Annotated in this window: 23 protein-coding genes; 15 read left to right on the forward strand and 8 right to left on the reverse strand. The window is 40.4% G+C overall.

Annotation, left to right across the window (positions count from 1 at the left end):
• Nucleotides 1–88: 88 nt before the first annotated feature.
• Nucleotides 89–2,638, reverse strand: a complete 2,550-nt coding sequence (locus tag A3GQ_RS23680; RefSeq protein WP_051271352.1) for a YfhO family protein — start codon at nt 2,636–2,638, stop codon at nt 89–91.
• A 162-nt stretch (nt 2,639–2,800) separates the two neighbouring features.
• Nucleotides 2,801–3,028, reverse strand: a complete 228-nt coding sequence (locus A3GQ_RS0107490; RefSeq protein WP_028776533.1) for a hypothetical protein — start codon at nt 3,026–3,028, stop codon at nt 2,801–2,803.
• A gap of 131 nt (nt 3,029–3,159) precedes the next feature.
• Between A3GQ_RS0107490 and A3GQ_RS23685 the strand changes: the two genes are divergently transcribed.
• Nucleotides 3,160–3,465, forward strand: coding sequence for a cytochrome C oxidase subunit IV family protein (locus tag A3GQ_RS23685; RefSeq protein WP_051271355.1), 306 nt, complete (start codon nt 3,160–3,162; stop codon nt 3,463–3,465).
• A 13-nt stretch (nt 3,466–3,478) separates the two neighbouring features.
• Here A3GQ_RS23685 and A3GQ_RS0107500 read toward each other — a convergent pair whose 3' ends face one another.
• Complete coding sequence (locus A3GQ_RS0107500; RefSeq protein WP_028776534.1) at nt 3,479–4,399, reverse strand: ketopantoate reductase family protein; 921 nt, start codon at nt 4,397–4,399, stop codon at nt 3,479–3,481.
• A 300-nt stretch (nt 4,400–4,699) separates the two neighbouring features.
• Between A3GQ_RS0107500 and A3GQ_RS0107510 the strand changes: the two genes are divergently transcribed.
• The 7 genes from A3GQ_RS0107510 to rho all read left to right on the forward strand — a co-directional run bounded on the left by A3GQ_RS0107510 (nt 4,700) and on the right by rho (nt 10,381).
• Nucleotides 4,700–5,065, forward strand: coding sequence for a response regulator (locus A3GQ_RS0107510; RefSeq protein WP_028776535.1), 366 nt, complete (start codon nt 4,700–4,702; stop codon nt 5,063–5,065).
• Nucleotides 5,066–5,088: 23 nt separating this feature from the next.
• Nucleotides 5,089–5,448, forward strand: a complete 360-nt coding sequence (kal, locus tag A3GQ_RS0107515; RefSeq protein ID WP_211227716.1) for a 3-aminobutyryl-CoA ammonia lyase — start codon at nt 5,089–5,091, stop codon at nt 5,446–5,448.
• 12 nt (nt 5,449–5,460) lie between these two features.
• Complete coding sequence (gene kce, locus A3GQ_RS0107520) at nt 5,461–6,267, forward strand: 3-keto-5-aminohexanoate cleavage enzyme (RefSeq protein WP_028776537.1); 807 nt, start codon at nt 5,461–5,463, stop codon at nt 6,265–6,267.
• Nucleotides 6,268–6,361: 94 nt separating this feature from the next.
• A complete protein-coding gene (gene fba, locus A3GQ_RS0107525; protein ID WP_028776538.1) occupies nt 6,362–7,216 on the forward strand; it encodes a class II fructose-1,6-bisphosphate aldolase in 855 nt (284 codons plus the stop codon).
• A 24-nt stretch (nt 7,217–7,240) separates the two neighbouring features.
• Nucleotides 7,241–7,882 (forward strand): fructose-6-phosphate aldolase, encoded by a 642-nt coding sequence (fsa, locus tag A3GQ_RS0107530; protein ID WP_028776539.1) that lies wholly within the window; start codon nt 7,241–7,243, stop codon nt 7,880–7,882.
• A gap of 240 nt (nt 7,883–8,122) precedes the next feature.
• Nucleotides 8,123–9,091 (forward strand): class II fructose-bisphosphatase, encoded by a 969-nt coding sequence (gene glpX, locus A3GQ_RS0107535; RefSeq protein WP_028776540.1) that lies wholly within the window; start codon nt 8,123–8,125, stop codon nt 9,089–9,091.
• Nucleotides 9,092–9,112: 21 nt separating this feature from the next.
• Nucleotides 9,113–10,381, forward strand: coding sequence for a transcription termination factor Rho (rho, locus tag A3GQ_RS0107540; RefSeq protein ID WP_028776541.1), 1,269 nt, complete (start codon nt 9,113–9,115; stop codon nt 10,379–10,381).
• Between the two features lie 58 nt (nt 10,382–10,439).
• Here rho and A3GQ_RS0107545 read toward each other — a convergent pair whose 3' ends face one another.
• The gene (locus tag A3GQ_RS0107545) at nt 10,440–10,793 is read right to left on the reverse strand and encodes a hypothetical protein (protein ID WP_028776542.1); all 354 of its coding nucleotides are present in this window, start codon (nt 10,791–10,793) and stop codon (nt 10,440–10,442) included.
• Between the two features lie 296 nt (nt 10,794–11,089).
• On the opposite strand from A3GQ_RS0107545, the gene A3GQ_RS23690 reads away from it, so the two are divergent.
• Nucleotides 11,090–12,067, forward strand: coding sequence for a M23 family metallopeptidase (locus tag A3GQ_RS23690; protein WP_051271359.1), 978 nt, complete (start codon nt 11,090–11,092; stop codon nt 12,065–12,067).
• Between the two features lie 54 nt (nt 12,068–12,121).
• Here the strand turns inward: A3GQ_RS23690 and A3GQ_RS26790 are convergent, their stop codons facing one another.
• Nucleotides 12,122–12,268, reverse strand: a complete 147-nt coding sequence (locus A3GQ_RS26790; RefSeq protein ID WP_156877602.1) for a hypothetical protein — start codon at nt 12,266–12,268, stop codon at nt 12,122–12,124.
• 177 nt (nt 12,269–12,445) lie between these two features.
• Between A3GQ_RS26790 and tnpA the strand changes: the two genes are divergently transcribed.
• From tnpA to pabB, 3 genes are all read left to right on the forward strand, one after another.
• Complete coding sequence (tnpA, locus tag A3GQ_RS27665; protein ID WP_169818262.1) at nt 12,446–13,219, forward strand: IS200/IS605 family transposase; 774 nt, start codon at nt 12,446–12,448, stop codon at nt 13,217–13,219.
• Between the two features lie 593 nt (nt 13,220–13,812).
• On the forward strand, nt 13,813–14,016 hold the full coding sequence (rpmE, locus tag A3GQ_RS0107570; protein WP_028776543.1) for a 50S ribosomal protein L31: 204 nt from the start codon (nt 13,813–13,815) through the stop codon (nt 14,014–14,016).
• A 151-nt stretch (nt 14,017–14,167) separates the two neighbouring features.
• Nucleotides 14,168–15,865 carry an aminodeoxychorismate synthase component I gene (gene pabB / locus A3GQ_RS0107575; protein WP_028776544.1) on the forward strand — a complete coding sequence of 566 codons (1,698 nt, stop codon included), beginning with the start codon at nt 14,168–14,170 and terminating at the stop codon, nt 15,863–15,865.
• Between the two features lie 43 nt (nt 15,866–15,908).
• On the opposite strand, the gene A3GQ_RS0107580 is transcribed toward pabB, so the two are convergent.
• Complete coding sequence (locus A3GQ_RS0107580; protein ID WP_028776545.1) at nt 15,909–16,094, reverse strand: hypothetical protein; 186 nt, start codon at nt 16,092–16,094, stop codon at nt 15,909–15,911.
• Nucleotides 16,095–16,699: 605 nt separating this feature from the next.
• On the opposite strand from A3GQ_RS0107580, the gene A3GQ_RS0107590 reads away from it, so the two are divergent.
• The 3 genes from A3GQ_RS0107590 to A3GQ_RS23705 all read left to right on the forward strand — a co-directional run bounded on the left by A3GQ_RS0107590 (nt 16,700) and on the right by A3GQ_RS23705 (nt 19,662).
• Entirely contained in the window at nt 16,700–17,155 is a 456-nt protein-coding gene (locus tag A3GQ_RS0107590) for a MarR family winged helix-turn-helix transcriptional regulator (RefSeq protein ID WP_028776546.1), read from the forward strand.
• 619 nt (nt 17,156–17,774) lie between these two features.
• Nucleotides 17,775–18,350, forward strand: coding sequence for an NAD(P)H oxidoreductase (locus A3GQ_RS0107595; protein WP_028776547.1), 576 nt, complete (start codon nt 17,775–17,777; stop codon nt 18,348–18,350).
• Nucleotides 18,351–18,459: 109 nt separating this feature from the next.
• Nucleotides 18,460–19,662: a Glu/Leu/Phe/Val family dehydrogenase gene (locus tag A3GQ_RS23705; RefSeq protein WP_051271362.1), complete on the forward strand. Its 1,203-nt coding sequence runs from the start codon at nt 18,460–18,462 to the stop codon at nt 19,660–19,662.
• Between the two features lie 1,137 nt (nt 19,663–20,799).
• Here the strand turns inward: A3GQ_RS23705 and A3GQ_RS23715 are convergent.
• Nucleotides 20,800–21,780 (reverse strand): HTTM domain-containing protein, encoded by a 981-nt coding sequence (locus A3GQ_RS23715; RefSeq protein ID WP_051271365.1) that lies wholly within the window; start codon nt 21,778–21,780, stop codon nt 20,800–20,802.
• Nucleotides 21,777–22,382 carry a DUF5819 family protein gene (locus A3GQ_RS0107625; RefSeq protein WP_028776550.1) on the reverse strand — a complete coding sequence of 202 codons (606 nt, stop codon included), beginning with the start codon at nt 22,380–22,382 and terminating at the stop codon, nt 21,777–21,779. Before A3GQ_RS0107625 ends, A3GQ_RS23715 begins: the two co-directional genes overlap by 4 nt.
• Between the last annotated feature and the right edge of the window lie 158 nt (nt 22,383–22,540).

The raw sequence follows: 22,540 nt of genomic DNA on the forward strand, positions 1-22,540 counted from the left end.
TTATTCTTCGAGGCCAATGATGAGATTTCATCCAATACATTTCGATAAAGATCAAGAATAAAAAAAACAGATGGATTCTTTTTATTCTCTATTGTTTTCGTTTCATCCACCAACCGAAAAACAAAGTGATAACAAAGGACATAAGACTTAGCAGTAAACCTTCCCGCCAACCTGGTGGTTGGTATTCACATGATACAACTCGTGTATTTTGATCAAGGGGAATTTGCATTAATCCCATAAAGCTTAGTGGTTTTTCTACTTGTGTTTTTCCTCCTTTGGAGCACATCCATCCAGGAGCATTAGGGATGGCAATAATAGCTGACCCTGTACTTCCTTTTGGTAAAGTCGCACGAATGGTATGACCAGATGCTTGAACCGAAATAGCATCGGTTTTCATTCGTTGTTCTATTGCAGCTTGGAATTTTTTTTGATCTAAACAAGCAATTGGTTGTTTGCTTAGGTTTCCAGCCCGGTATGTACGTATAATGACTGTTACTTTACCAGATGGCGGTGTTTTACCTAGTCTCATAATAGGAGCTAGGATCGAAGTAAACGAGCCTTCTATTTTTCGTGCTTTTGTTTGTTCCGATAACAATGTTGCTGTCCCATATAGATGAGGTGCATGCAGATAGACAATGGAATTAGGTTTACAGATCGCTTGTAAAGTATACGTCCCTATTTTTTTATTTGTTTGTGACGATACCTTGTATCGGTTACTTGTTTGGATTAGAGGAGCAGTGTCCTTTGAGATAGTTAGTATTGGCTTTGGAATCTCGTATACCTTACTGCCTAACAACTTTTCTTGATTAAGGAACACACTGGATGTATTCGGGACAGAAGGCAGGCTGGGATGTACGGTAACAAGTTGAGGGACTGCTTGTTTTTTTGTGTACACGAATACAGATCCATCTGGTTTGGTAGTTGCATGTATTCTAGCACCAATCGAGAAAATAGCATCTGTTACTTCATTATCCAAACTGAGCAAGCCCCGTCCCCAGCGATCCCAACCAAATCCGAGATCAGTTACCAGTTTAGTCGTGTCTTTCATTGTTAAACTGCTATAGTAGACAATTCCTTGTCCACCTAGCAGCAAGGGATCATTCTTGGAGATGAAGTTTGTGCCTGTTTCTGTGCGATAGACAGGCCACTTGTTATTTGCAACGATTTGTTTATGTACTTGATCATGCCATTTGTTCCATTCTGGGGTAGAAGTGAATCGATTGTAACGAATCTGATCTATCATAACTGTCGAAATGGCTGATTCGACAACAAAAGCAAGGAGGATTAAGCTAATTGCAACGAATCCCCAGTGATACAATTGTTTTTTAAATAAGAATGGAACAATAAACAGTATACCAACTGTCAAGAATGCGACACTGCTGACAATAGGAAACGTGACCGACGTTAGCAATGGACTGTTGCTTGTAACTACCATCAGTATGGCAAACAAAAGAGCAGCGCCCAAAAGAGTCATCTTGTTTTGTTTTTGAATGTGACGGATAAACATCCAAGCGAGCATGGTCATCATGCCGCAAAAAATAAAAGCTTCTCGAAACGAACTTCCATTTGGTGCTGCAAAGGCGTGCCATAAAAGTTGCGTAGGGTTCCATTGAAAGGAAAGCAGGACAAGCAGTGTTACGATTGACCAAATCATTCTCACTTTTAATACTATTTGCTTTTGAAAAAGGAAAGCAAAAGCGAAGAGTAGAGCAGGTGTCCCTATAAAGATGCTTGGACTTAGACCTATGCCTTCTGTGATTGGAAAAAGTCTGGAGAATAAATGAGCCCAAGGTACAGCTTCAAATGGTTTTGTTGAGGTAGGTTGTGCGATTCCTGTCGCTTTTAAAATAGGATAGATCAGTGGCATAGCCATACCAATACCGAGAGCGACCATTCCAATTCCACGCAGAAGCGCATTTCCCCTGTCTTTTGACGTCATTTGTTCGGTGAACATGCGGATGAGAATGACAATTGCTGCACCGAGAGTGGCCATATACGCAGTATAAAAGTTGGAAATCCAGATAAATAAAACAAGAAAGGTACCAAGATAGATATGTTTTCGTTCCAATGCCCATTGTCCAACTAAGCAGATCAATGGGAATGCGATCAATCCATCCAACCACATAGGCACAAATGCACTGTCATCTATGGCCCACCCACAAAGAGCATAAGAAGCCCCTAATAGACCTGCAAATACCCACGATCCTCGCTTCCATATAGTTAAATAAAAAGCCATTGCTGCTCCAGCAGCCGCTAGTTTTGCTACTGTAATGACATAGACAGCGAGATTCACCCCAGAACGAGGAAAAAAATAGACAAGCAGCTCAAAAGGACTGCTCAAGTAAGTGACAAAATCAGCATAAAATCCCGTGCCAAAAGCACTTCGCCAGTTATAAAAGAGATCTCCTTCCGCTTGTCCATGAAGCATATCCCAGTAATAGGTATGTATGGGTACAAATTGATTGCCTAAGTCATTGACACTTCGTGTAATATCTCCAAAAGGAAAAGAACCTCGAAAGATTCCGCTGATACACATAGAAAGAATAATGAGGATGGCTGCAAGTGCGACAGCATAGCCTTTGTGTTCCCGTAACCACCACGTCTTTTGAATGCTGTTATTTTCTAGATTGGTTGACATTTTTTTCTCCTATTCCTGAACTTAGATAATCTAGTGAGTGAATAAAAATAACCCCGAAGTTATGGGGTGATCTGGATTTACATCAATGGAATGGAGACAAAAAAACTTCTGGAAAGGGGTGGGCAGCCACGAAACTTCCGTTTGTGACTGCCCAGTGATGATCTATCGTGTCACCCATTCCACCCTCTTTGTTTTATCAGGGTGAAATGGGTTGGTGTACTTCAAGATCATTTCGGAATTTTCTCTTCCTATTACAGTTGACCATAGGAATGGCTCATGAGAAGAGATGCGGACTGGAATAGGTTTGTTAGCAGGACGGCGATACTCTCGAATCCGGTATTTTTTGATCTTTTTTTCCTTCAACAACTGTTCTAGTTCTTCGCAATCCACTTTTGATGCCTCTCTGTGTGAATGTCACATGTATTATACAAAAAAAGAGGAATCCGCACCATCTTTTTTAAAATTCGAAATTCAGTTATAATAAGAGTAAGCGCTTCCAATAAGTAGGGAGAGGATAAAAAGTGGAACCGTCGTTAAATAAACAATCCCATGTCACAGTCAAAAAGACACGATCTGCATCACGTTTTTTCTGGTCTTTTCTATGGATGATCTTGTTTACTGCGCTTTCCTTTTATTTAGTAGCATATCCTCAGTTCAACACGACGACTACATTTTGGATTATACTGGGTGCTGCTTTTGTCCAAGTATTTTTGCAGCTTTACACCTTTATGCATTTAGATGAGAAGGGAAACACCATGCCTGTTATTTTTCTGGGTTTTGGTTTGTTTATCGCTGTTATATCTGTTGTTGGTCTTATTTTGATGTGAGAAAAGCGGCTAATTATTTAGCCGCTTGTGTGGATTGATAGATGGAAAGAGTACTATAAATAGTCTTTAACATCGGTACATCTAAATCTTTTGGGGCTAGTCTAAGCAGTGTTCCATGAAAATGGTCCGTTTCAATAGGGGACCCTTTTTCCATATCGCGTAACATGGATGATTTCATGGCCCCGCCTAGCGTTCTCACTCGCCCCATTGTTTTTTCCCATACATCGTGATCGAGTGTAGGTTCTTGGGATTTCCCTATTGCACATATTTCATGTAGCAATCGCTCATAGTTCTCGATCCCGTTTGGTGACTCCAAGATAGGACCGATGCTGCTTCTTGTTAAACAGGTCATACCTGCCATTGCACTGATAAAGATGTATTTTTTCCATATGTCATTGTTGATGTTTTCGCTAGCGATTGAATCGAGGTTTGCACCTTGAAATAATTCTTCTATTGCCCCAATACGATTGCTTTTTTGGCCATCAAATTCACCATATATAATACGATGATTGGAGCTGTAGTGCTCCACTTCACCTAAAGAATTGAGTGTAGATTCGATAAAACAAAGCCCACCGATCACACGATCCGCTCCAAAGTTCTGTTTGAGTATATCAAAATGCGCGATTCCGTTGAGTAATGGGAGAATCGTTGTATTTTCTCCTACATAAGGATGAATGTTAGGAATGACTTCATTTAAGTGATAAGCCTTTGTCGTTAGAATTACTAAATCAAATGGCTTTGCTTGATCTCCCGCGACAAGGCTTTGAATGGATAAACGAGTATCACCTTTGACGCTACGAATAACCAATCCATTTGCCTCTAGTTGTTGTTGTCGTCTCTCTCTGACTAAAAAAGTAACATCTGCTCCTTTTTCAGCAAGGCGACCTCCAAAGTAACCTCCAACAGCACCAGCACCAACAAAAAGTACACGCATTTTTTTATCACTCCTATGTAGAGATTACATTCTAATTGTTATTTTACATGATAGGATAGTTTGTGAAAAAAGAAAGTCATAATTCATATATAAATAATAATCTATCATTACTGATTAAAAAAAAGGATCATGGATAATCGTTGATAGATAACTATTTCACAGAGATCCACACTCTATTTGGAAGGCTCTTTCATAATATCACTGATAAAAAAGAAGGAAAACTATATGGTTATAAGGAAAAATACAGAATGATCATATATAAGGAAATCGGTAGATGGAGAAAAGGAGACGGACAGGTAGATGAGTCCTAAAAAAATACTTGTAGTAGATGATCAATTTGGTATCCGAATATTAATTAAAGAAGTTTTTTCCAAAGATGATTTTGAAGTTTTTCAAGCTGCGAATGGAAAGCAAGCATTGGAGATTATTTCTTTGGAAGATCCTGATTTAATTTTATTAGATATGAAAATGCCTGGAATGGATGGATTGGAACTTTTGAGAAGATTGCAATTGGTTTCTTGCCGTTCCAAAGTCATCATGATGACGGCATATGGAGAATTGGATATGTTGGATGAGGCTACAAAGCTCGGGGCCCGTGCCCATTTTACAAAGCCTTTTGATATTGAGGAGTTACGATCAGAAGTGATTCGCCAACTTGTCTCGTAAAGGGAGGGGTTCTTATCGAATCCATGATTCGTGTTCGTATCAGTAATCAAGAAGCTCACTATGGTGGAGGGCTAGTATCTGGTGCAAAAATACTAGGTTACTTTGGAGATGCAGCCACTGAAATTTTGATCCGACATGACGGGGATGAAGGGTTATTTGTCGCATACGATGAGGTGCTTTTTCTTGCCCCCGTATATGCAGGTGATTTTCTAGAAGTGACAGCCAAGTTAGAGAAAATTGGTAATCGTTCACGAACGATTTCGTTTCAAGCAGTAAAAGTAATTGAAGCAAGTAGAGATATATCCAATCCAACAAAAGCCCACGTTTTATCTTCCCCTTTGGTTGTGACCAAAGCATCAGGAACTTGTGTGATTCCTAAATAAGGATGTGAGTTGATGGATAAGCTGATCATAACAGCAGCACTAGTTGGTGCTGAAGTGATGCGGGCAGATACACCTTATTTACCGATCTCACCAGAAGAAATTGCGATCCAAGCAAAAGAAGTTTATGATGCTGGGGCCTCTATTGTGCATATACATGTCCGAGATAAAGATGGCAAGCCTTCACAAGATCAGGCTTTGTATAAAGAAACCATGGATCGAATAAAAGCGAAATGTGATGTGATCATTCAAGTCTCAACAGGTGGAGCAGTAGGAATGAGTGATCAAGAGCGGCTACAACCTATTGCACTCTCCCCTGAAATGGCAACGTTGACAACCGGTTCTGTCAATTTTGGGAGAGAAGTTTTTTTAAATACACCAGCACAATTAACTTTTTTTGCCACAGAAATGAAGAAGTTTGGTGTGCGTCCAGAATTTGAAATCTTTGATGCAGGAATGATTGCAAATGCGATGCATCTTGTGAAGAAAGGATATGTAACTGGGCATCTTCATTTTGATCTGGTTATGGGTGTTCCAGGTGCGATTCCTGCAACACCTGACCATCTCCTTTTTTTGGTGAGACAATTGCCAGTAGGGTGTACTTGGACAGTAGCAGGAATCGGTGCAAATCAATTGAACATGTCAATTTTTGGATTGTTATTAGGTGGGCATATACGTGTTGGTTTAGAAGATAATATTTATTATCGCAAAGGGGAATTAGCAACAAATCAGGCTTTGGTACAACGGATTGTTCGCATAGCAGAAGAATTAGGGAGACCAGTTTCTACTAGTAAAGAAGCGAGGAATATCCTAAAACTTTGACCAAACTATGTCCTTGTACTAATATAGAGGAAAGCCTGGCCAACCTTTGGGGGTTGGCTTTTTGGTGATTACATATAATAAAGGGGTAATGAGAATGCCACTTGTCTCCATGAATGAATTTCTACCTAGAGCAAAAAAAGAAAAGTTTGCAGTAGGTCAATTTAATATGAATAACTTGGAGTTTGTCCAAGGTATTGCACAAGCAGCAAAGGAAGAGCAATCACCATTTATTTTTGGTGCTAGTGAAGGTGCCATTCGTTACATGGGAATCAAAAATGTTGTAGCATTAGCTCGCATTGCTGCAGAAGAGTCTGGAGTACCTGTAGCACTTCATCTCGACCATGGCAGTAGCTTCGAAGTAGTGATGCAATGTATTCGTGAAGGCTTCTCATCGGTTATGTTTGATGGTTCTCATTATCCACTTGAAGAAAATATTCGGCTTACCAAACAAGTGGTGGCAGCAGCACACGCAGTTGGCATTTCTGTAGAAGGTGAGTTAGGAACGATTGGCGGCGTAGAAGATGATCTCGATGTTGCAGAAGAAGATGCATCGATTGCGAATGCTGCTGAAGCGATTCGTTTTTGGCAAGAGACCCGTGTAGATGCGATGGCAATAGCAGTAGGAACTGCACATGGTATGTACAAAGGGGAACCAAAAATTCACTATGACATTATCGATGAAGTTTCTCAAGCGATAGAGGCTCCAATTGTACTGCACGGCGGTTCTGGTGTACCAGATGAATCTATTCAAAAGGCGATCTCTTTTGGAGCAGCCAAAATCAATGTAAATACGGAAAATCAAGTAGCTAGTGTTAATGTAGTTCGTGAGCTATTGTCCTCTAAACCTGATATGATTGATCCTCGAAAATATTTGGGGCCAGCACGTGAAGCAATTAAAGAAGTTGTTCGCGGGAAAATGCGTTTATTTGGAAGCTCTCATAAAGCTTAACTCAACAAAGAAAGGATTTTTATCATGAAAATATTTTTGGACACTGCACATGTTGATGAAGTAAAAGAAGTAGTGCCTCTCGGTATTGTTGCTGGAGTTACCACCAATCCATCCCTTATTGTTAAATCCGGTCGAGTATTTGAAGATGTTTTAAAAGAGCTAGTAACAATGGTAGATGGATCAATAAGCGCTGAAGTGATGAGCCCCGATGCTCAGGGTATGATCGAAGAGGGAGAAAGATTAGCTGCGATTGCACCACAGATCACCATCAAATGCCCGATGACTTGGGAAGGCTTAAAGGCTGTTCATCACTTTGCTCAAAAAGGTATTAAAACGAATGTAACGCTTATTTTTTCTGTAAATCAAGCACTGATCGCTGCACGTGCAGGTGCTACATATGTAAGCCCATTCGTCGGACGATTGGACGACATTGGAGAAGAAGGGATTTACTTGATTGAACAAGTAGCTGAATTGTTCCGCACCCATTCCCTGCCTACCCAAATCATTGCCGCTAGTATCCGCAATCCAATTCATGTAACACAAGCTGCTATGGCTGGGGCACATATTGCAACAATGCCTTACAGCGTGGTAAAAACATTGGTTTCCCATCCATTAACTACACAAGGTATTGAAAAGTTTGAGTCCGACTGGAAGAGCCGCAAATAATACTACTGGGCTTGGTACACCGTGCCAGGCCAATTCTTTTTTCTAGTGGAGTAAGTCGACCTCACTTTCCTCTTTCCCAGCGAGCCTTCGATCGTTCTTTTGGAGGCCTGGCCCAATAGGTTAGTTTTCTTTGTGAAGCTTACAGAAAAAAGTGAGGTTTTCTAAGAATATATTTAGTTGATTATTCCAAATTAGCGTTGCATGTGTTACCTTACAAAGAAGAAGAAGGAGTTGAAGCAATTGGAACGAAGTTTATCGATGGAGCTTGTACGTGTAACGGAAGCAGCTGCTATTGCTTCTGGCAGATGGATGGGTTTTGGCAAGAAAAACGAAGCCGATGAAGCGGCGACCTCTGCAATGAGAAAAGTATTTGATACGATTCATATGCAAGGGACAGTTGTGATTGGTGAAGGTGAAATGGATGAAGCACCTATGCTCTATATTGGGGAGACTTTAGGGACAGGTCTTGAGCCAAAGGTAGATGTAGCTGTAGATCCATTGGAAGGTACCAATATTCTTGCTAGTGGCACATGGAATGCTCTTGCCATTATCGCGATTGCAGATCAAGGCTGTCTTTTACATGCCCCTGACATGTATATGGATAAAATCGCAGTAGGACCAAAAGCAGTTGGGTTGGTAGACTTGGATGCTTCAGTAGAAGATAACTTAAAGGCTGTAGCAAGAGCAAATGGAAAAGATGTCGAAGATTTAGTAGCTGCATTGCTCAATCGTCCGCGTCATGCTAAATTGATTGAAGATATCCGCAAAGCTGGAGCAAGGATCAAATTGATCTCAGATGGTGATGTAGCAGCTGCAATCAACACCGGATTTCCGGATACAGGTGTGGACATTTTATTTGGTTCAGGCGGTGCTCCTGAAGGTGTGTTAGCTGCTGTTGCATTGAAATGTCTAGGTGGAGATTTTCAAGGAAGATTGTTACCAGAAGACGAAGCACAGAGACAACGCTGTTTAGAAATGGGGATCAAAGATCCATCACGCATTCTTCGTATGGAAGATTTGGTAAAAGGTGACGATGCAATCTTTGCTGCCACTGGTGTGACAGATGGAGAATTATTAAAAGGTGTACGTTACAAAGGAACTACTGCAACAACACAATCATTGGTTATGCGTGCCAAAACAGGTACGGTAAGATTTATTGATGGTACTCATCGATTAGAAAAGAAACCGAATTTGGTCTTAGGGACCTAAGCTGAAAAAGTGGTGAATGAATTGGATTATACAATCAGCGAATTGGAAAATCAGAAGCTTACAGAGCTTTATAAATTGGCCAAGCGTTATCAAATACCTTATTATGGTCAGATGAAAAAGAAAGAACTTATTTTCTCTATTCTTAAAGCAAATGCAGAAAAAGATGGATTTTTCTTTATGGAAGGGGTATTAGATATCCTATCAGAAGGGTATGGATTTCTTCGTCCCATTAACTTCCTCCCATCATCTGAAGATATTTACATCTCAGCTTCGCAGATCCGTCGATTTGATTTGCGTGCAGGGGATTTAGTTTCTGGTAAAGTGAGACCTCCCAAGGAAAATGAGCGATATTATGGATTGCTTCATGTAGAAGCTGTAAACGGCGCAGATCCGGAAACAGCAGGTGAAAGACTTCACTTTGCAGGACTTACCCCACTATATCCACAAGAGCGTTTACTACTAGAAACCGCACCACACAAAACATCCACTCGAATCATGGATTTGATTGCTCCCGTAGGACTTGGACAACGTGGTTTGATCGTTGCGCAGCCAAAGGCTGGGAAAACGATGTTACTAAAAGAAATTGCCAATAGTATTTCTGAGAATCGACCAGATATAGAGTTATTTGTTTTGCTCATTGATGAAAGACCTGAGGAAGTTACAGATATGCAACGTTCTGTAAAAGGAGAAGTAGTCAGCTCTACTTTTGACGAATTACCTGAGAATCATATCAAAGTAGCAGAATTGGTTTTGGAACGTGCTCAGCGGCTTGTCGAGCACAAACGAGATGTTGTCATTTTATTAGATAGCATTACTCGTTTAGCTCGTGCTTACAATTTGGTAATACCTCCAAGTGGTCGAACATTATCTGGTGGTATTGACCCTGCTGCGTTTCATCGTCCTAAGCGATTTTTTGGAGCAGCAAGAAATATTGAAGAAGGTGGTAGTTTAACGATTTTGGCTACCGCATTAGTCGATACTGGATCACGGATGGATGATGTGATTTATGAAGAGTTTAAAGGGACTGGTAATTTAGAGCTTCATCTTGACCGTAAGTTGGCAGAGCGTCGAATCTTTCCTGCTATCGATATTCGTAAATCTGGGACAAGACGGGAAGAATTATTACTTTCGAAAGACGAGCTAGATAAATTATGGTCCATCCGTAAAGGATTGAGTGATAACCACGATTTTACTGATGCTTTTCTTCGTAAACTTAAAAATAGCAAGAACAATCAAGAGTTCCTATCCACACTAGAGTCGCGTCCTCCTGAAAGAAAAAAAGCCCATTAATACCTAACGGACCCCCTGTTCTTCTCCGCCTGGAGGAATGAGAACAAGGGGTTTGTTATTAGATGCAGCGATTACAATTTCTTACTGTAAAGGAATCAATTAAAATCCATTCACGTCCAAGACGATTCGCACAACGTGAATTCCGACTTTGACACACTTTTCTTATTCTCCCAGAACGACGGTGACGATAAACACAGCAGCGCACATTTCGTCTGAGTCCATCATGATCACGATGGTCATGATCACGATGGTCACGATCACGGTGGTCACGATCACGATCTCGTTGAGCTAAATCAGAGTAAAAAGGGTTGTCAAAAGCATAAAAATTGTCATATGCCTCCTCGAAATCATCGAAATCATCATCTTCAAACTCATTATCAAATGTGTTCAAATACTCATCCATGTAATCCATCTTTTTCCTCCTTTTTTGAGTAGACAAGGCAGAATCTTATCTACGTGAAAGCCGTTTTTTCTAAAGTCTTCATCATGAGCAAAGACTCTTTAACTAGTTATGCAGATGGTTATTTGGTTGTTTGGACAAGAGCCTAATTTATTTGAAAATCGCGATAGGAAAGGGCGAATACCGTTTTTTTGACTCTTGTCTCTAGTCGAATATAGATATTTCTAGGCAAATGTTTTCATATGTTGTGGGCATTGTGCATAGATTGGAAACATGGGTACCCAATATCATGGATATGAGGTGTTGTGATGTCTGGTAAGAAGACGCTCCTAGCCTCGAGTATCGGTGTATGTACAGTTTCGGCTGCTACAGCTGTAGCGTGGGCTGGAAACACAGACTCCCATCCGATTGTGGCGAAATTGCTCACACAGAGTAAGCCTAGTGGGAAGGTGGCACTTGATGCCAAGGAGATTCTTTATCAATCAGGAAAGCAACTGACCATCTCCATTGGAAATAAGCTCACATATGAAGTGAGAAAAGGGGATACGTTGTATGAAATCGGACTTCGCCATGGTGTTCATTACCGAGAAGTTGCAAAACTAAACAATATTACTAATCCTAATAAGTTAAGGGCTGGTATGAAGCTAAAAATGCCATTGGCAATCAAGGATCATATTTCGAAAGGCGGGGAAATGGCCTATCAACTTTGCCGTAAGCACCGTATGTCATTGCAGTTATTTTTCAAATTAAATCCAAAGGTGAATTTGTTAGAACCACTCGATGCAGGGCAAAAAGTATTTATCGTAAAGAAGGAGAAAGTTCCTGTTGTTCAACCGACACCAAAAAATCTGAAAATAAAGAACAAACATAAAGTAGTGTTGGTTAGTAAGCGCGATAAGGTTTCTGTTGGAAACTTTGAGTTTCAGTGGCCAGTATCTGGGATGATCACCAGTAATTTTGGCTGGCGAAATGGCCGTATGCACAAAGGGTTAGATATTTGGAGCTCGAAAAAAGCAAAACAAGCAATTGACGCATCACTTGGTGGGAAAGTAATCAAAGCAGGTTATCATAGTGGCTATGGAAACATGGTGATTATCGATCATGGTGGAGGATGGAAGACCTTATATGCCCACTTAAGTCGTATATCCGTAGGTACAGGTCAATACGTAGATACAGGGCAAAAATTAGGCTATATGGGGCAGACCGGAAATGCAACAGGTTATCATCTGCATTTTGAGGTACATAAAAATGAGGATGTTATTAATCCATTACGAGTTCTAAAGTAAGTAGGGAAAAGAGACATTTGCTAAATCGAATTAGACGCAAATGTCTCTTTTGTTTTAGCTGAAATAATTAATTGCCTCATATACAACAGCAACCCCAAGGCCAATATATAGCAAAAGTTCAAGGTAATCAGAAATAGATAAGGATGCCCAAAACCCCGTTTTTTCGTTTTTTGTGGGAGTGTTGTTTTTTTGTTCTGTCATGGATAACTTCCCTTCTCATTTTACAGAATTTTGCCGACTGAAAGTCCACGGTTTCAATCGTGGGATGAAAGACGGCGTTGCTCAGTATCCCCTTCTAGGGATGCTTAGAGCAACAATCTTTGTCTTCATTTTTTTGTTGATGTTGCATTATAATGGTTAAACTAATACATTTAAACGATGGAACAAGAATATAGAAAAACTCGAACGACTGTATCTCTCATCAACTATCATTTTGTATTCTGCCCACGTTACCGAAGAAAGGTATTAATAAACAAAGTAGAAGAAAGATTTAAGCAGTTAGTAGCAGGGATTTGCCAAGAAAATGATTGGATTATCGTAGCGATGGAAGTGATGCCCGATCATTGTCATTTGTTCTTGAATTGTCTACCCACTGATTCCCCATCGGATGTTATGGCAAGAGTAAAAGGAGTGACTTCTAGACGATTGAGACAAGAATTTAAACAGTTGTCTCACCTGCCCAGCCTTTGGACACGTTCTTTCTTTGTTAGCACAGCAGGAAATGCGAAAAAGCTACAAGCCATCAAAAAATCAAAAGATAAAGAATCACACTGGATGAAAGACCAAAACCACAAGATCAGACGTCAAATTGTCAACTATGCTATCTCCAACGGTGTTGGAGTGATTCGCATGGAAGATTTGACAGACATTCGTAATACTGCCAAGTCCAAAAAAACGGATCAAGGCAGAAATCTACATTCGTGGTCATTCTACCAACTCAAAGAATTTATCAAGTACAAGGCTGAGATGTTTGGTATTCGCTTCGAGTTAGTCAACCCAGAGTATACTAGCCAAACTTGCAAAAACGGACACCAAGCTAGAGCGAATCGGAATGGTCTAAAGTTTCGATGCAAAGAATGCGGACATGCCTGCCATGCTGATGTCAATGGAGCGATCAATATAGCGAAGGCAATTTCAGGTTTAGCATCCTAGCATACTGGTAATAGGTATGCCGCCCATGTGGGTACATTCTAACTGCATGGGACGGGGTGATGGCACACCCCTGAACTTGGACGTTGTCCAAAACGGAAACGGATTGAGGACGCTAACGACTCAAGAATCCCACGCTTTCAAGCGTGTGGAGTGTCAATCAAGTTATTATTTCCCAAACATTGCTTTTGGGAAGAATGAATCTATACATTTTTTGACTTATCATATAGTATGAAGATGCATTACTGGGCTTTGGAAGAAAAAGATGACGATTGTCGGTAATTGTGGACGGTACGTATCACTCGATTGAGTTCAGGCGTAGCTTCACCGAATTCGGCTTCAACACCCATGGAACTAGGACTCTGCTCAGGACACGATGATCGCAGGAAGCTCAGGTTCGTCGGCAAGCTGACCCAGACCTTCTAAGGTGTTGAGGGGTGCTTTTCTCATCAGAGATCAAGTATCTACCGAAAATAATAAATTTATATAAATATCTTTCAAACCTATCGCTTCCCTGCGTTCTTGCAGGCTGAAGTTTAACATGCTATAATACTCCAGTGGATTTATACGGATGGATTGAAATGAGGTGACGATAGATGAAAGCAGCGATACACCCAAATTACTCAACTGCAAAAGTGACTTGCATGTCATGCGGAACTACTTTTGAAACTGGTTCTACCGCAGAAGAATTGAAAGTTGATGTTTGCTCCAAATGTCATCCTTTCTATACTGGGAAACAAAGAATGGCTAACGCTGGTGGGCGTGTAGACCGTTTCAAAAAGAAATACAAAATCGATTAATCAGAGGCAAGCACAAACTGCTTGTCTTTTTTTTGTATATAGAAGTGTGTGAACTGTTATCTTATTTACAGAAGTGAAGTGGAAGAAATTTTTCGTAGGATAGGACCATTTTTCATAATTAGTAAATATTAGAATAGGGAGTTTCACTAGCATGATTGACATTAATTTTTTAGGAACATCCATTTCTAAGCGTCTCCCAGAGCATATACTGGTTGCCAAAACAATAGATCAAGTAAAGCCCATATTAGAGGAAGTGGAATCTTACTGGCAACGAGGATATTATGCAGTAGGATATGTTTCCTATGAGGCTAGCCCAGCTTTTGATCCAAATCTTATCATCCACTCGAATCCTCGTTTACCTCTAATATGGTTTGCTGTATTTCAAACACCAGATACCGAGAAAGTAAGATCTAGCTTTGCTTATCAAGTAGGAAATTGGCAAGCAGATTGTACGGAAGGTGAATATGAAAAGGCGATTGGGGCCATTCATGCTGCTATCGGTCGAGGAGACACGTACCAAGTTAATCATACTATTCGCATGCATGCTGATTTTGAAGGGGATACATGGTCGTATTATCAACATCTTAGCCGTTTACAACCGGGCTATAATGCTTACTTAGATTTGGGGGTGCATCAACTTTTATCCTTATCCCCAGAGTTATTTTTTCGATGGGAAAAAGATAAATTGATCACGCGTCCGATGAAAGGAACGGCTAAGCGAGGTCGATCCGAGCAGGAAGATATTTTTCGTGCTGCCCAGTTGCTAGATTCAACGAAAGATCGTGCGGAAAACTTGATGATTGTTGATTTACTACGGAACGATCTTGGAAAAATCGCTGTACCTGGAAGTGTTCATGTACCATCCTTGTTTGCGATAGAGAAATATCCTACTGTATGGCAAATGACATCTACCATTGAAGCTATTACTCCTCCCGAATCTTCTTTATCGGATATTTTCACTGCACTTTTTCCTTGTGGATCGATCACAGGTGCTCCGAAAAGAAAAACGATGGAACTGATTCGATCACTTGAGCAGTCTCCGCGGGAAGCATATTGCGGAACGATTGGCTATTTAAAACCAGGAGGAGAAGCTGTGTTTAATGTGGCGATTCGGACGGTCGTGGTAGATCAAGAACAAAAGAAAGCAACATATGGGGTAGGTGGAGGCATTACATGGGATTCTACGAGTGGTGGCGAGTATGAGGAAGTAATCACCAAAGCGAAGATATTGGAGTCTAAACCGTTTTCTCATCAGTTATTGGAAAGTATTCGTCTAGAAAATGGGACGTATACTTTGTTAGAGGAGCATATAGCGAGGATGCGGGAGAGTGCAAGCTACTTTGGATTTCCCTTTTCAGAACAAGCGATAAGGCAACAACTAAAAGATTTAGCAAAGCAGTATCCAGGTGACATCTATAAAGTACGTTTATTATTATCTTCTCTAGGAAGATTGGAGGTTATGGTAGAATCACTCAAAGAAATAGTACAACCTGTTAACGTAACGTTAGCAACAGATTTCGTTTCTAGTGACGATATATTCCTTTATCATAAGACAACAGAGAGACAAATATATGAAGAGCGACGAGTCGATGGTTTCTTTGATACCCTGCTTTGGAACGAAAGAGGAGAACTGACAGAGTTTACAATAGGAAATGTAGTAGTGGAGATAGATGGAAAACTGGTTACCCCTCCTCAAGAATCTGGACTTTTAGCAGGTACGATGCGGAAGGAACTTTTGGAGAAAGGAGAAATAGAGGAACGGATTATATATAAAATGGAGTTATCCAATGCTACTTCGATTTGGTTGATCAATAGTGTGAGAGGTTGGGTGAAAGTAGAGTTAAAATAAAAATCGCTGGCTGGATGTTCGAAGGAACACCCAGCCTTATAGCTCAGGAATCGCTTTGTTCAGCAGTGGGATTTTCCTCGTCTTTTGTCGAACCTTTGAGAAGGTCTTCCAAATATACAGCATCGATATTCAGGAGCCAAGCACCCCTCAATCCTGTATACCCGACGATCTCCCCATTGTGGTATATGGGCAGATCATCCTCGTCTGATCGTTCACGAATGCTAGCCATGGGTCCTCCCAAGATCGGAAGATATTTTATTTATATCTATATTTTAGCATAATTCTTTCATTTCGTATGGTTTTGGAGAACCATGGAATGGTCCTATTGTGGAAAGAATAGATAAAAGAGAGGATAGAATGAGGAAATATGCATAAAAAGCTGGGGCTGGGCAACTCTTGCGAGCGCCCAGCTTTTGTGACTCAGTGGGGACTAGCAGTCCTCGATTCCACCACCGGTCCCAGTGGGATTCAGGGGCTTGGTGAGGTCAGAATCCTCCCCAGCGGGATTCAGGGGCTTGGTGAAGTCAGGATCCTTCCCAGTGGGATTCAGAGGTCTGGTGAAGTCATCACCAGTTCCACCACCATTGCGAGCCATTTTTCCTCCTGTTGTGTGTGTCGGAGACTTACTTATTCATTATATAAATATATTCAAAATAGTACAATGAATATGACAAAGGCATTTATTCTTTTTAGATTTAGAATGCATTAAAAATTACAAAATATATTTTTGATGGTTCCTTGACAAGAAGTGAAATGCTAAGTATTATAAGTTTATAAAAGTTGCATTTTGCAAATAATTAAAGTGGGTTGCAGAAAGTAGAGGTGGGATGCCTCATCGATAATATTCGTGAGTTATTTCAGATGACGATTCGTCGGTTTCATTTTTTAGATAAAAACAGTTGTAGCACTGGAGTATCTTATCTATCCCTTACTCAAAGCCATATTTTATATGAGATTGATCGTCAACATCAACCATCTATGCAACAAGTTGCAGATGCACTCGGAATGGATATTACGACTTTTAGCAGGCAGGTGCAGTCTTTAGTAAAGATGAATCTTGTTAAGAAAACCCCGCTTCCAGAGGACAAACGAGTAATGATTCTTTCTCTGACTGTAGAAGGAAAGTATGTTACGACAATGGTTGATTGTACGATCAATGAATATTTAATCGAAATATTTTCTCATATGAATGAATTTGAAAAAGAAACGGTAATTCGGTCTCTTGAGTTGTTAAATTCGGCGATGACTAAGACAGAAGAATGCTATGCTCCAACGTTAAAAGGGAAGTGATCCCTTCCTAACGACAAGATACTTGCATTTTGCAAATAAATAACGGAAGTGTACAGCAAACAACGTTCCAATGACACAAATCAATTCTAGGGCAGCATTTATTCTTTTTTTTAATCGTTTTTGCTCTAATGGGCTAAAAGTTGCAGATTGCAAATAATACAGGGAAGATGTCTGATCTTTACTGAGGGGAGGTGATGTATGGATGAAAAGGTATTTGTATTTTCATCTCTAGTTTCTAACTTATATTACATAGTCTAATGGCTGTACAGGTGAGTGTATTGGAAATACAACCGTATAAGGTGGATTATTACCATTGATAATAGATCTACAGTTTGTTAGTAGGGGAAAGTTTTTCTAGAGGAGCTTTTAAAATGAAGTCAGATCTAAATAGCAGATGGATATGGGGTAGTTGGGACTAACATATCTTGTGTTATTAGAAAAGCACTACTCAAACATTAGATTAAAAGCATTTTTAAAAATAATAATGGAAAACATGCGTTTAATATAGTGATTAATTGACCCAAGGAGATATATAGACTACTAAACCTACTGTATTTTCCACTAATTCTACGATCTGAAGCTAACGATACAAAAAAAGAAACAGAAAGCAGGGAATGGCATGAAAGTGTTGACCGTTGTTTCTCACCCAAGAAAAGATTCTTTAACGTTTGCAGTCGCCGAGCGTTTTGAGCAAGGTTTAAAAGATGCAGGTCATGAGACCGAAATAGTAGATCTTCATCGCATCGGGTTTGACCCAGTATTGCGGGAAGCCGATGAACCGGATTGGTTCAAGGTCGAACAAAAGTATTCTCCTGAAGTAGAAAGAGAAATTGCCAGAATGAAGAACCATGATGCTCTAGCCTATATTTTCCCGCTCTGGTGGTATAGCATGCCAGCTATGATGAGGGGATACATCGAGCGAGTATGGAATTATGGGTTTGCATATGGTAATAGCAAACTTCACCACGAACGTGTATTATGGCTGACTTTAGCTGCAGCTGGTCTAAAAGATCTCAAAAAACGAGATTACGATAAAATGATTGAACATCAATTAAATGTTGGATTAGCTGAATATGTCGGAATTAAGAAATCAAAAGTAGCGTATTTATATGAAACATTGAGCGGAGATGCTAAGCATACTCAACACTTATTGGATCAGTCTTATCAACATGGATATAATTATTCTAATTTCTAATATAATGTAAAAATATAATTAATCTAAATAGTATTATCAAAAAACGAAATAGAAAGAGGAATGTTCAATGACACAGCAAAGTAACCCTTTTCTAACCGCGTAACATCAAATTGAAACAGCTACACATAAAATAGGACTTGCTCAACATGTCATAGAAATTTTAAAGCGTCTGATGCGTGTTTTAAAGGTTACTTTTCCTGTGAAAATGGATGTTGGTTCGATCCGAGTTTTTGAGGGACTTCGTTTCCAACATAATGATGCAATGGGTCCAACGAAAGGCGGTATTCGTTTTCACCCTGATGTGAATGAAGATGAAGTAAAAGCTTTATCGATGTGGATGACATTTAAATCAGGGGTTGTAGGCTTACCTCTTGGCGGTGGAAAAGGAGGAGTGATTGTAGATCCTCGAACATTGAGCAAAAATGAATTAGAGCAAGTGAGTAGAAGGTTTTTTGAAGCGATTGCTCAAATCATTGGTCCGGATAAAGACATCCCTGCACCAGACGTATATACCAATCCACAGATCATGGGTTGGATGATGGACACCTATAGTGGATTAAAAGGATCCTATATTCCAGGTGTTATTACTGGGAAGCCTGTGAGCATTGGTGGGTCCAAAGGACGAGGTGAAGCTACAGCACAAGGCGTTGTATTTACGCTTATGGAGGAAATGAAACAACTCAATAAGCCATTAAAAAATGCAACTGTAGCCATTCAAGGTTTTGGGAATGCTGGACGTAATGTGGCTAAACTGTTATCTGAGTTAGGAAGTAAAGTTGTTGCTATAAGTGACTCGAAAGGAGCGGTTTATAATCAGAATGGGATTGAAGTAGATCGCATCATGCAACTGAAAGATGCAGGGAACATTCTCGATTATGGGGTAGAGTATCAAATTGGTCCACAAAAGTTGCTCGAACTGGATGTTGATATCTTAGTGCCAGCCGCCTTAGAAAATGTGATTACATTGGATAATGCAAATCGGATTAAGGCCAAGATCATAGCAGAAGCAGCAAATGGTCCTACTTTGCCAGAGGCGGATAAAGTTTTGTTTGAAAAAGACATATTGGTCATACCTGATATTTTAGCAAATGCTGGTGGTGTTACTGTTTCTTATTTTGAAGGTGTACAAAACGCCATGAATTACTATTGGAGTGAAGAGGAAGTTAACTCCAAACTAGAAACGATCATGGTCGATGCTTATCATCAAGTTAGTGAGCTCGCGAAGAAATATCAAACAGATTTACGTACAGCTGCCTATATCAAATCAATTAAGCGAGTGGAAGAAGCGATGGTTGCTAGAGGCTGGGTTTAAAAGATTGGAGTCGATTTTTGAGAGGTTTCCTTTTTTTATTCAGCATTCATTGGAGGACATAATCGAAAAATTATCTAGAAAAAGGTTGGGGCTGGGCACTTTCAAAAGTGCCCAGCCCTTTCAGCTCAGAAGCGATGTAGGCTAGAAGCCGCCACCACTGTCAGAGCTGAAGGAAGAGCTGGAACCACTGTCGTAGCTGGAGCTACTGCTGGAGCTGGAACCACTGTCATAGCTGGAGCTACTGCTGGAGCCGGGGCCACTGTCGTAGCTGGGGCCACTGTCGTAGCTGGGGCCACTGTCGTAGCTGGGGCCACTGTCGTAGCTGGGGCCACTGTCGTAGCTGGGGCCACTGTCGNAGCTGGGGCCACTGTCGCAGTCGGGGCCATCACTGTGGTCCTTGTTGCTGGACACGTCTCCACTGTGGTGACCGGTTTCGGTGAAGTAGACCGGCTCACCGTTGTTGGAGAGGTACCGCAGGAACTCCAGGTCATAGGTCCTACGGCCGTCTGTGTAGTGGATGATGCGTCCACCCCTGCGAACAGGGGTCACAGGGCCCTGAGGACGCCTACGGAACCTACGAAAGAGAGACATTCTTGCTCCTTGATCGAAAAAATGGAATCTTGCATGTTCAATTATATTATAAATAAAGAAGAGAACCAACTGTTCGTTAAACATCGCCTTTCCTTTTTAGATTGTTGAGAGTTTTAGATGATCTGATCCGTACTCTTTTTCCCGCTATTTTATCATCGTGGTATATCAGTTTATTCTAAATAATACTTTACATAATAAAAAATAGTATTTTTTGAGTTCGCATATTTAAATCATATATGATTCGTTCGATATAATATAAATAAGAACAAGTGATATGTCTTGTTCCCATTAGTTAGGAGGAAATGGATGCGTCCCCCCAAAAGGCCGAAAGGACCTGTCAACCCAGGTACGGGCAAGGGATCTACCAACCCAAGTAAGCCTCGGACGAAAGGCACCCGGTAACAGAGGGGAAACATGCTGAGAGCATTCCTCTGAGCAATGTCCGTAGAGTGATTGAAATCATTTTCATCGCTGTACGGACACAAGAAAACTTTCATACGTTGAATGATATACAAAAACCGCCGTTTTCTAAACGGCGGTTTTAATTTACGTTGAGACAGCGGGTTGTGATGGTGGAGATTCCGATTTTGTTTGTTTTTTGCTAAAAATACGTTTCCACCAAGAAGCCAAGATGCGGTAATCTTTATCAAATAGCAACATACACTCGCAACCGATCATCACCCAAGAGAAATCGACAAGTCCCATGGAAACAGCGATTCCGATGTGAAGGAGACAAGCGGAAAAGACTGCGAAGTACTTGGTATATCGATTGAGCATCAAGAATGGAAAAGCAACTTGGAATATCGTTGTAGCATAGGTTGCTAAGATCAGAATTGGCTCGTATTTCCAGAGTAAATCATTTAGGCCAGGTGTATAAAATTCTTGCACACGGCTGGCATAGTAAAGGGCTGTTCCATTTTGCCAGAGCTCTCCCATGATTTTATAGCTGCCTGAAGCGAAGTACATGAAGAACAATTGAACGACGCAAGCAATCCAAGCAAAATTATGAATGATAGCGACAAAGTCACGTATACCTTGGTTATCACGGAGTTTGGCAAACCATTTGCGTTTACGCCGTTTTCTCCACCAAGCATCTACAGAAAAGTAGGCTCCCACATTTGCAAACATCAGGTAAACAAAGAGCAAACGAAGGATATTATCTCCGCCATGTGTGATCATATAGTCTCTTGTATAGATAGAAAACATCAAGATCGCCATGAGTACACCCATGATTCTTGTCTGGAAACCGATGATATAGAGAATAGAAACGACGATTCCGCCAAATACAATGGCATTTACGACCCATAGTTCGGAACCTAAGTCAAACAATGTATAGATGTTATTAGACTCTTGTATTTTTTGATAGGCTTCGTAGGAAACAATTCCATTTGGACCCCAAAGGAGGAACCGAGTTGGGATATTCATCGCCAGTTCATACAACATAGCGATCCCAAAAATGATTCGCACCAAACTTAGACCGATTAAGGTTTGTTGAGTGGTGAGAAAGTTTGTAAGTCGATTGATCATGCTTTTGTGCCTCCTGCATTCAGGCTTGATGGATCCCACCAATTGGTGAAATAATAGTAGATTTTACCTTTCGAATCAGGCTTGTCCTTATTTTCATAATTGGGGAATTTGTTCACAACTGCACGTAACTGGATTTTATTGATAGCTCCAGGTACTTCAAATTGTTTCTTATCTAAGAGATAGTCCACATATGTTTGCATGGAACGAAAAGCGCTTTCTTTATCGTCTTTGTCTCCCCATACAAAATCACTGATCAACGCACTTTGAAATTCAGAGATTCGAGCATTAGGAGAGAAGTGATTCGATTGAAGTTTTTGAATGACAGGCAATGTGATGCTTTTCCATTCTGTTTGTCTCGTTGCACCATCTTTGTCCACATATTGGACACGAATATCCAAATTCGATTGTTGGCTAGAAGGATTGGGTGCGAAAAGTTTCCAATTTTGTGTGAATACTGGGTTCATATAGGAGAAAATAAATTCCCAATTTTTGCTTTTTAATTGATTAGCTGGTGAAAGATAAACAAAAGTGATGGCAAAATGAATCAATAAGACGATGGACAGTATCGTACTGGTAGTGAAAACAAGTATTTTCCGTGACAAGGAGTTCTCTCTCCCTTTTTTTAAAAAATAGAGTAATATTAAAATATCACAAATCGGCAAAAGTAAGTAGTAAAATGAATATGACAAGTTTAGGTATCTGTAGTTTTAAAAATAGATCATGCGGGAATCAAAATGATAGAAAATCAAAGGGGATGACA

This window comes from Shimazuella kribbensis DSM 45090, from assembly GCF_000428065.1.
Lineage (GTDB): Bacteria > Bacillota > Bacilli > Thermoactinomycetales > Thermoactinomycetaceae > Shimazuella > Shimazuella kribbensis.

Bases quoted from the DNA above. Each gene is read 5' to 3' on its own strand.
- A3GQ_RS23680 (WP_051271352.1), bottom strand. From the start codon at position 2,638: ATGTCAACCAATCTAGAAAATAACAGCATTCAAAAGACGTGGTGGTTA.
- A3GQ_RS0107500 (WP_028776534.1), bottom strand. From the start codon at position 4,399: ATGCGTGTACTTTTTGTTGGTGCTGGTGCTGTTGGAGGTTACTTTGGA.
- A3GQ_RS0107510 (WP_028776535.1), top strand. From the start codon at position 4,700: ATGAGTCCTAAAAAAATACTTGTAGTAGATGATCAATTTGGTATCCGA.
- kal (WP_211227716.1), top strand. From the start codon at position 5,089: ATGATTCGTGTTCGTATCAGTAATCAAGAAGCTCACTATGGTGGAGGG.
- kce (WP_028776537.1), top strand. From the start codon at position 5,461: ATGGATAAGCTGATCATAACAGCAGCACTAGTTGGTGCTGAAGTGATG.
- fba (WP_028776538.1), top strand. From the start codon at position 6,362: ATGCCACTTGTCTCCATGAATGAATTTCTACCTAGAGCAAAAAAAGAA.
- fsa (WP_028776539.1), top strand. From the start codon at position 7,241: ATGAAAATATTTTTGGACACTGCACATGTTGATGAAGTAAAAGAAGTA.
- A3GQ_RS0107545 (WP_028776542.1), bottom strand. From the start codon at position 10,793: ATGGATTACATGGATGAGTATTTGAACACATTTGATAATGAGTTTGAA.
- A3GQ_RS23690 (WP_051271359.1), top strand. From the start codon at position 11,090: ATGTCTGGTAAGAAGACGCTCCTAGCCTCGAGTATCGGTGTATGTACA.
- A3GQ_RS26790 (WP_156877602.1), bottom strand. From the start codon at position 12,268: ATGACAGAACAAAAAAACAACACTCCCACAAAAAACGAAAAAACGGGG.
- tnpA (WP_169818262.1), top strand. From the start codon at position 12,446: ATGGAACAAGAATATAGAAAAACTCGAACGACTGTATCTCTCATCAAC.
- rpmE (WP_028776543.1), top strand. From the start codon at position 13,813: ATGAAAGCAGCGATACACCCAAATTACTCAACTGCAAAAGTGACTTGC.
- pabB (WP_028776544.1), top strand. From the start codon at position 14,168: ATGATTGACATTAATTTTTTAGGAACATCCATTTCTAAGCGTCTCCCA.
- A3GQ_RS0107580 (WP_028776545.1), bottom strand. From the start codon at position 16,094: ATGGCTAGCATTCGTGAACGATCAGACGAGGATGATCTGCCCATATAC.
- A3GQ_RS0107595 (WP_028776547.1), top strand. From the start codon at position 17,775: ATGAAAGTGTTGACCGTTGTTTCTCACCCAAGAAAAGATTCTTTAACG.
- A3GQ_RS23715 (WP_051271365.1), bottom strand. From the start codon at position 21,780: ATGATCAATCGACTTACAAACTTTCTCACCACTCAACAAACCTTAATC.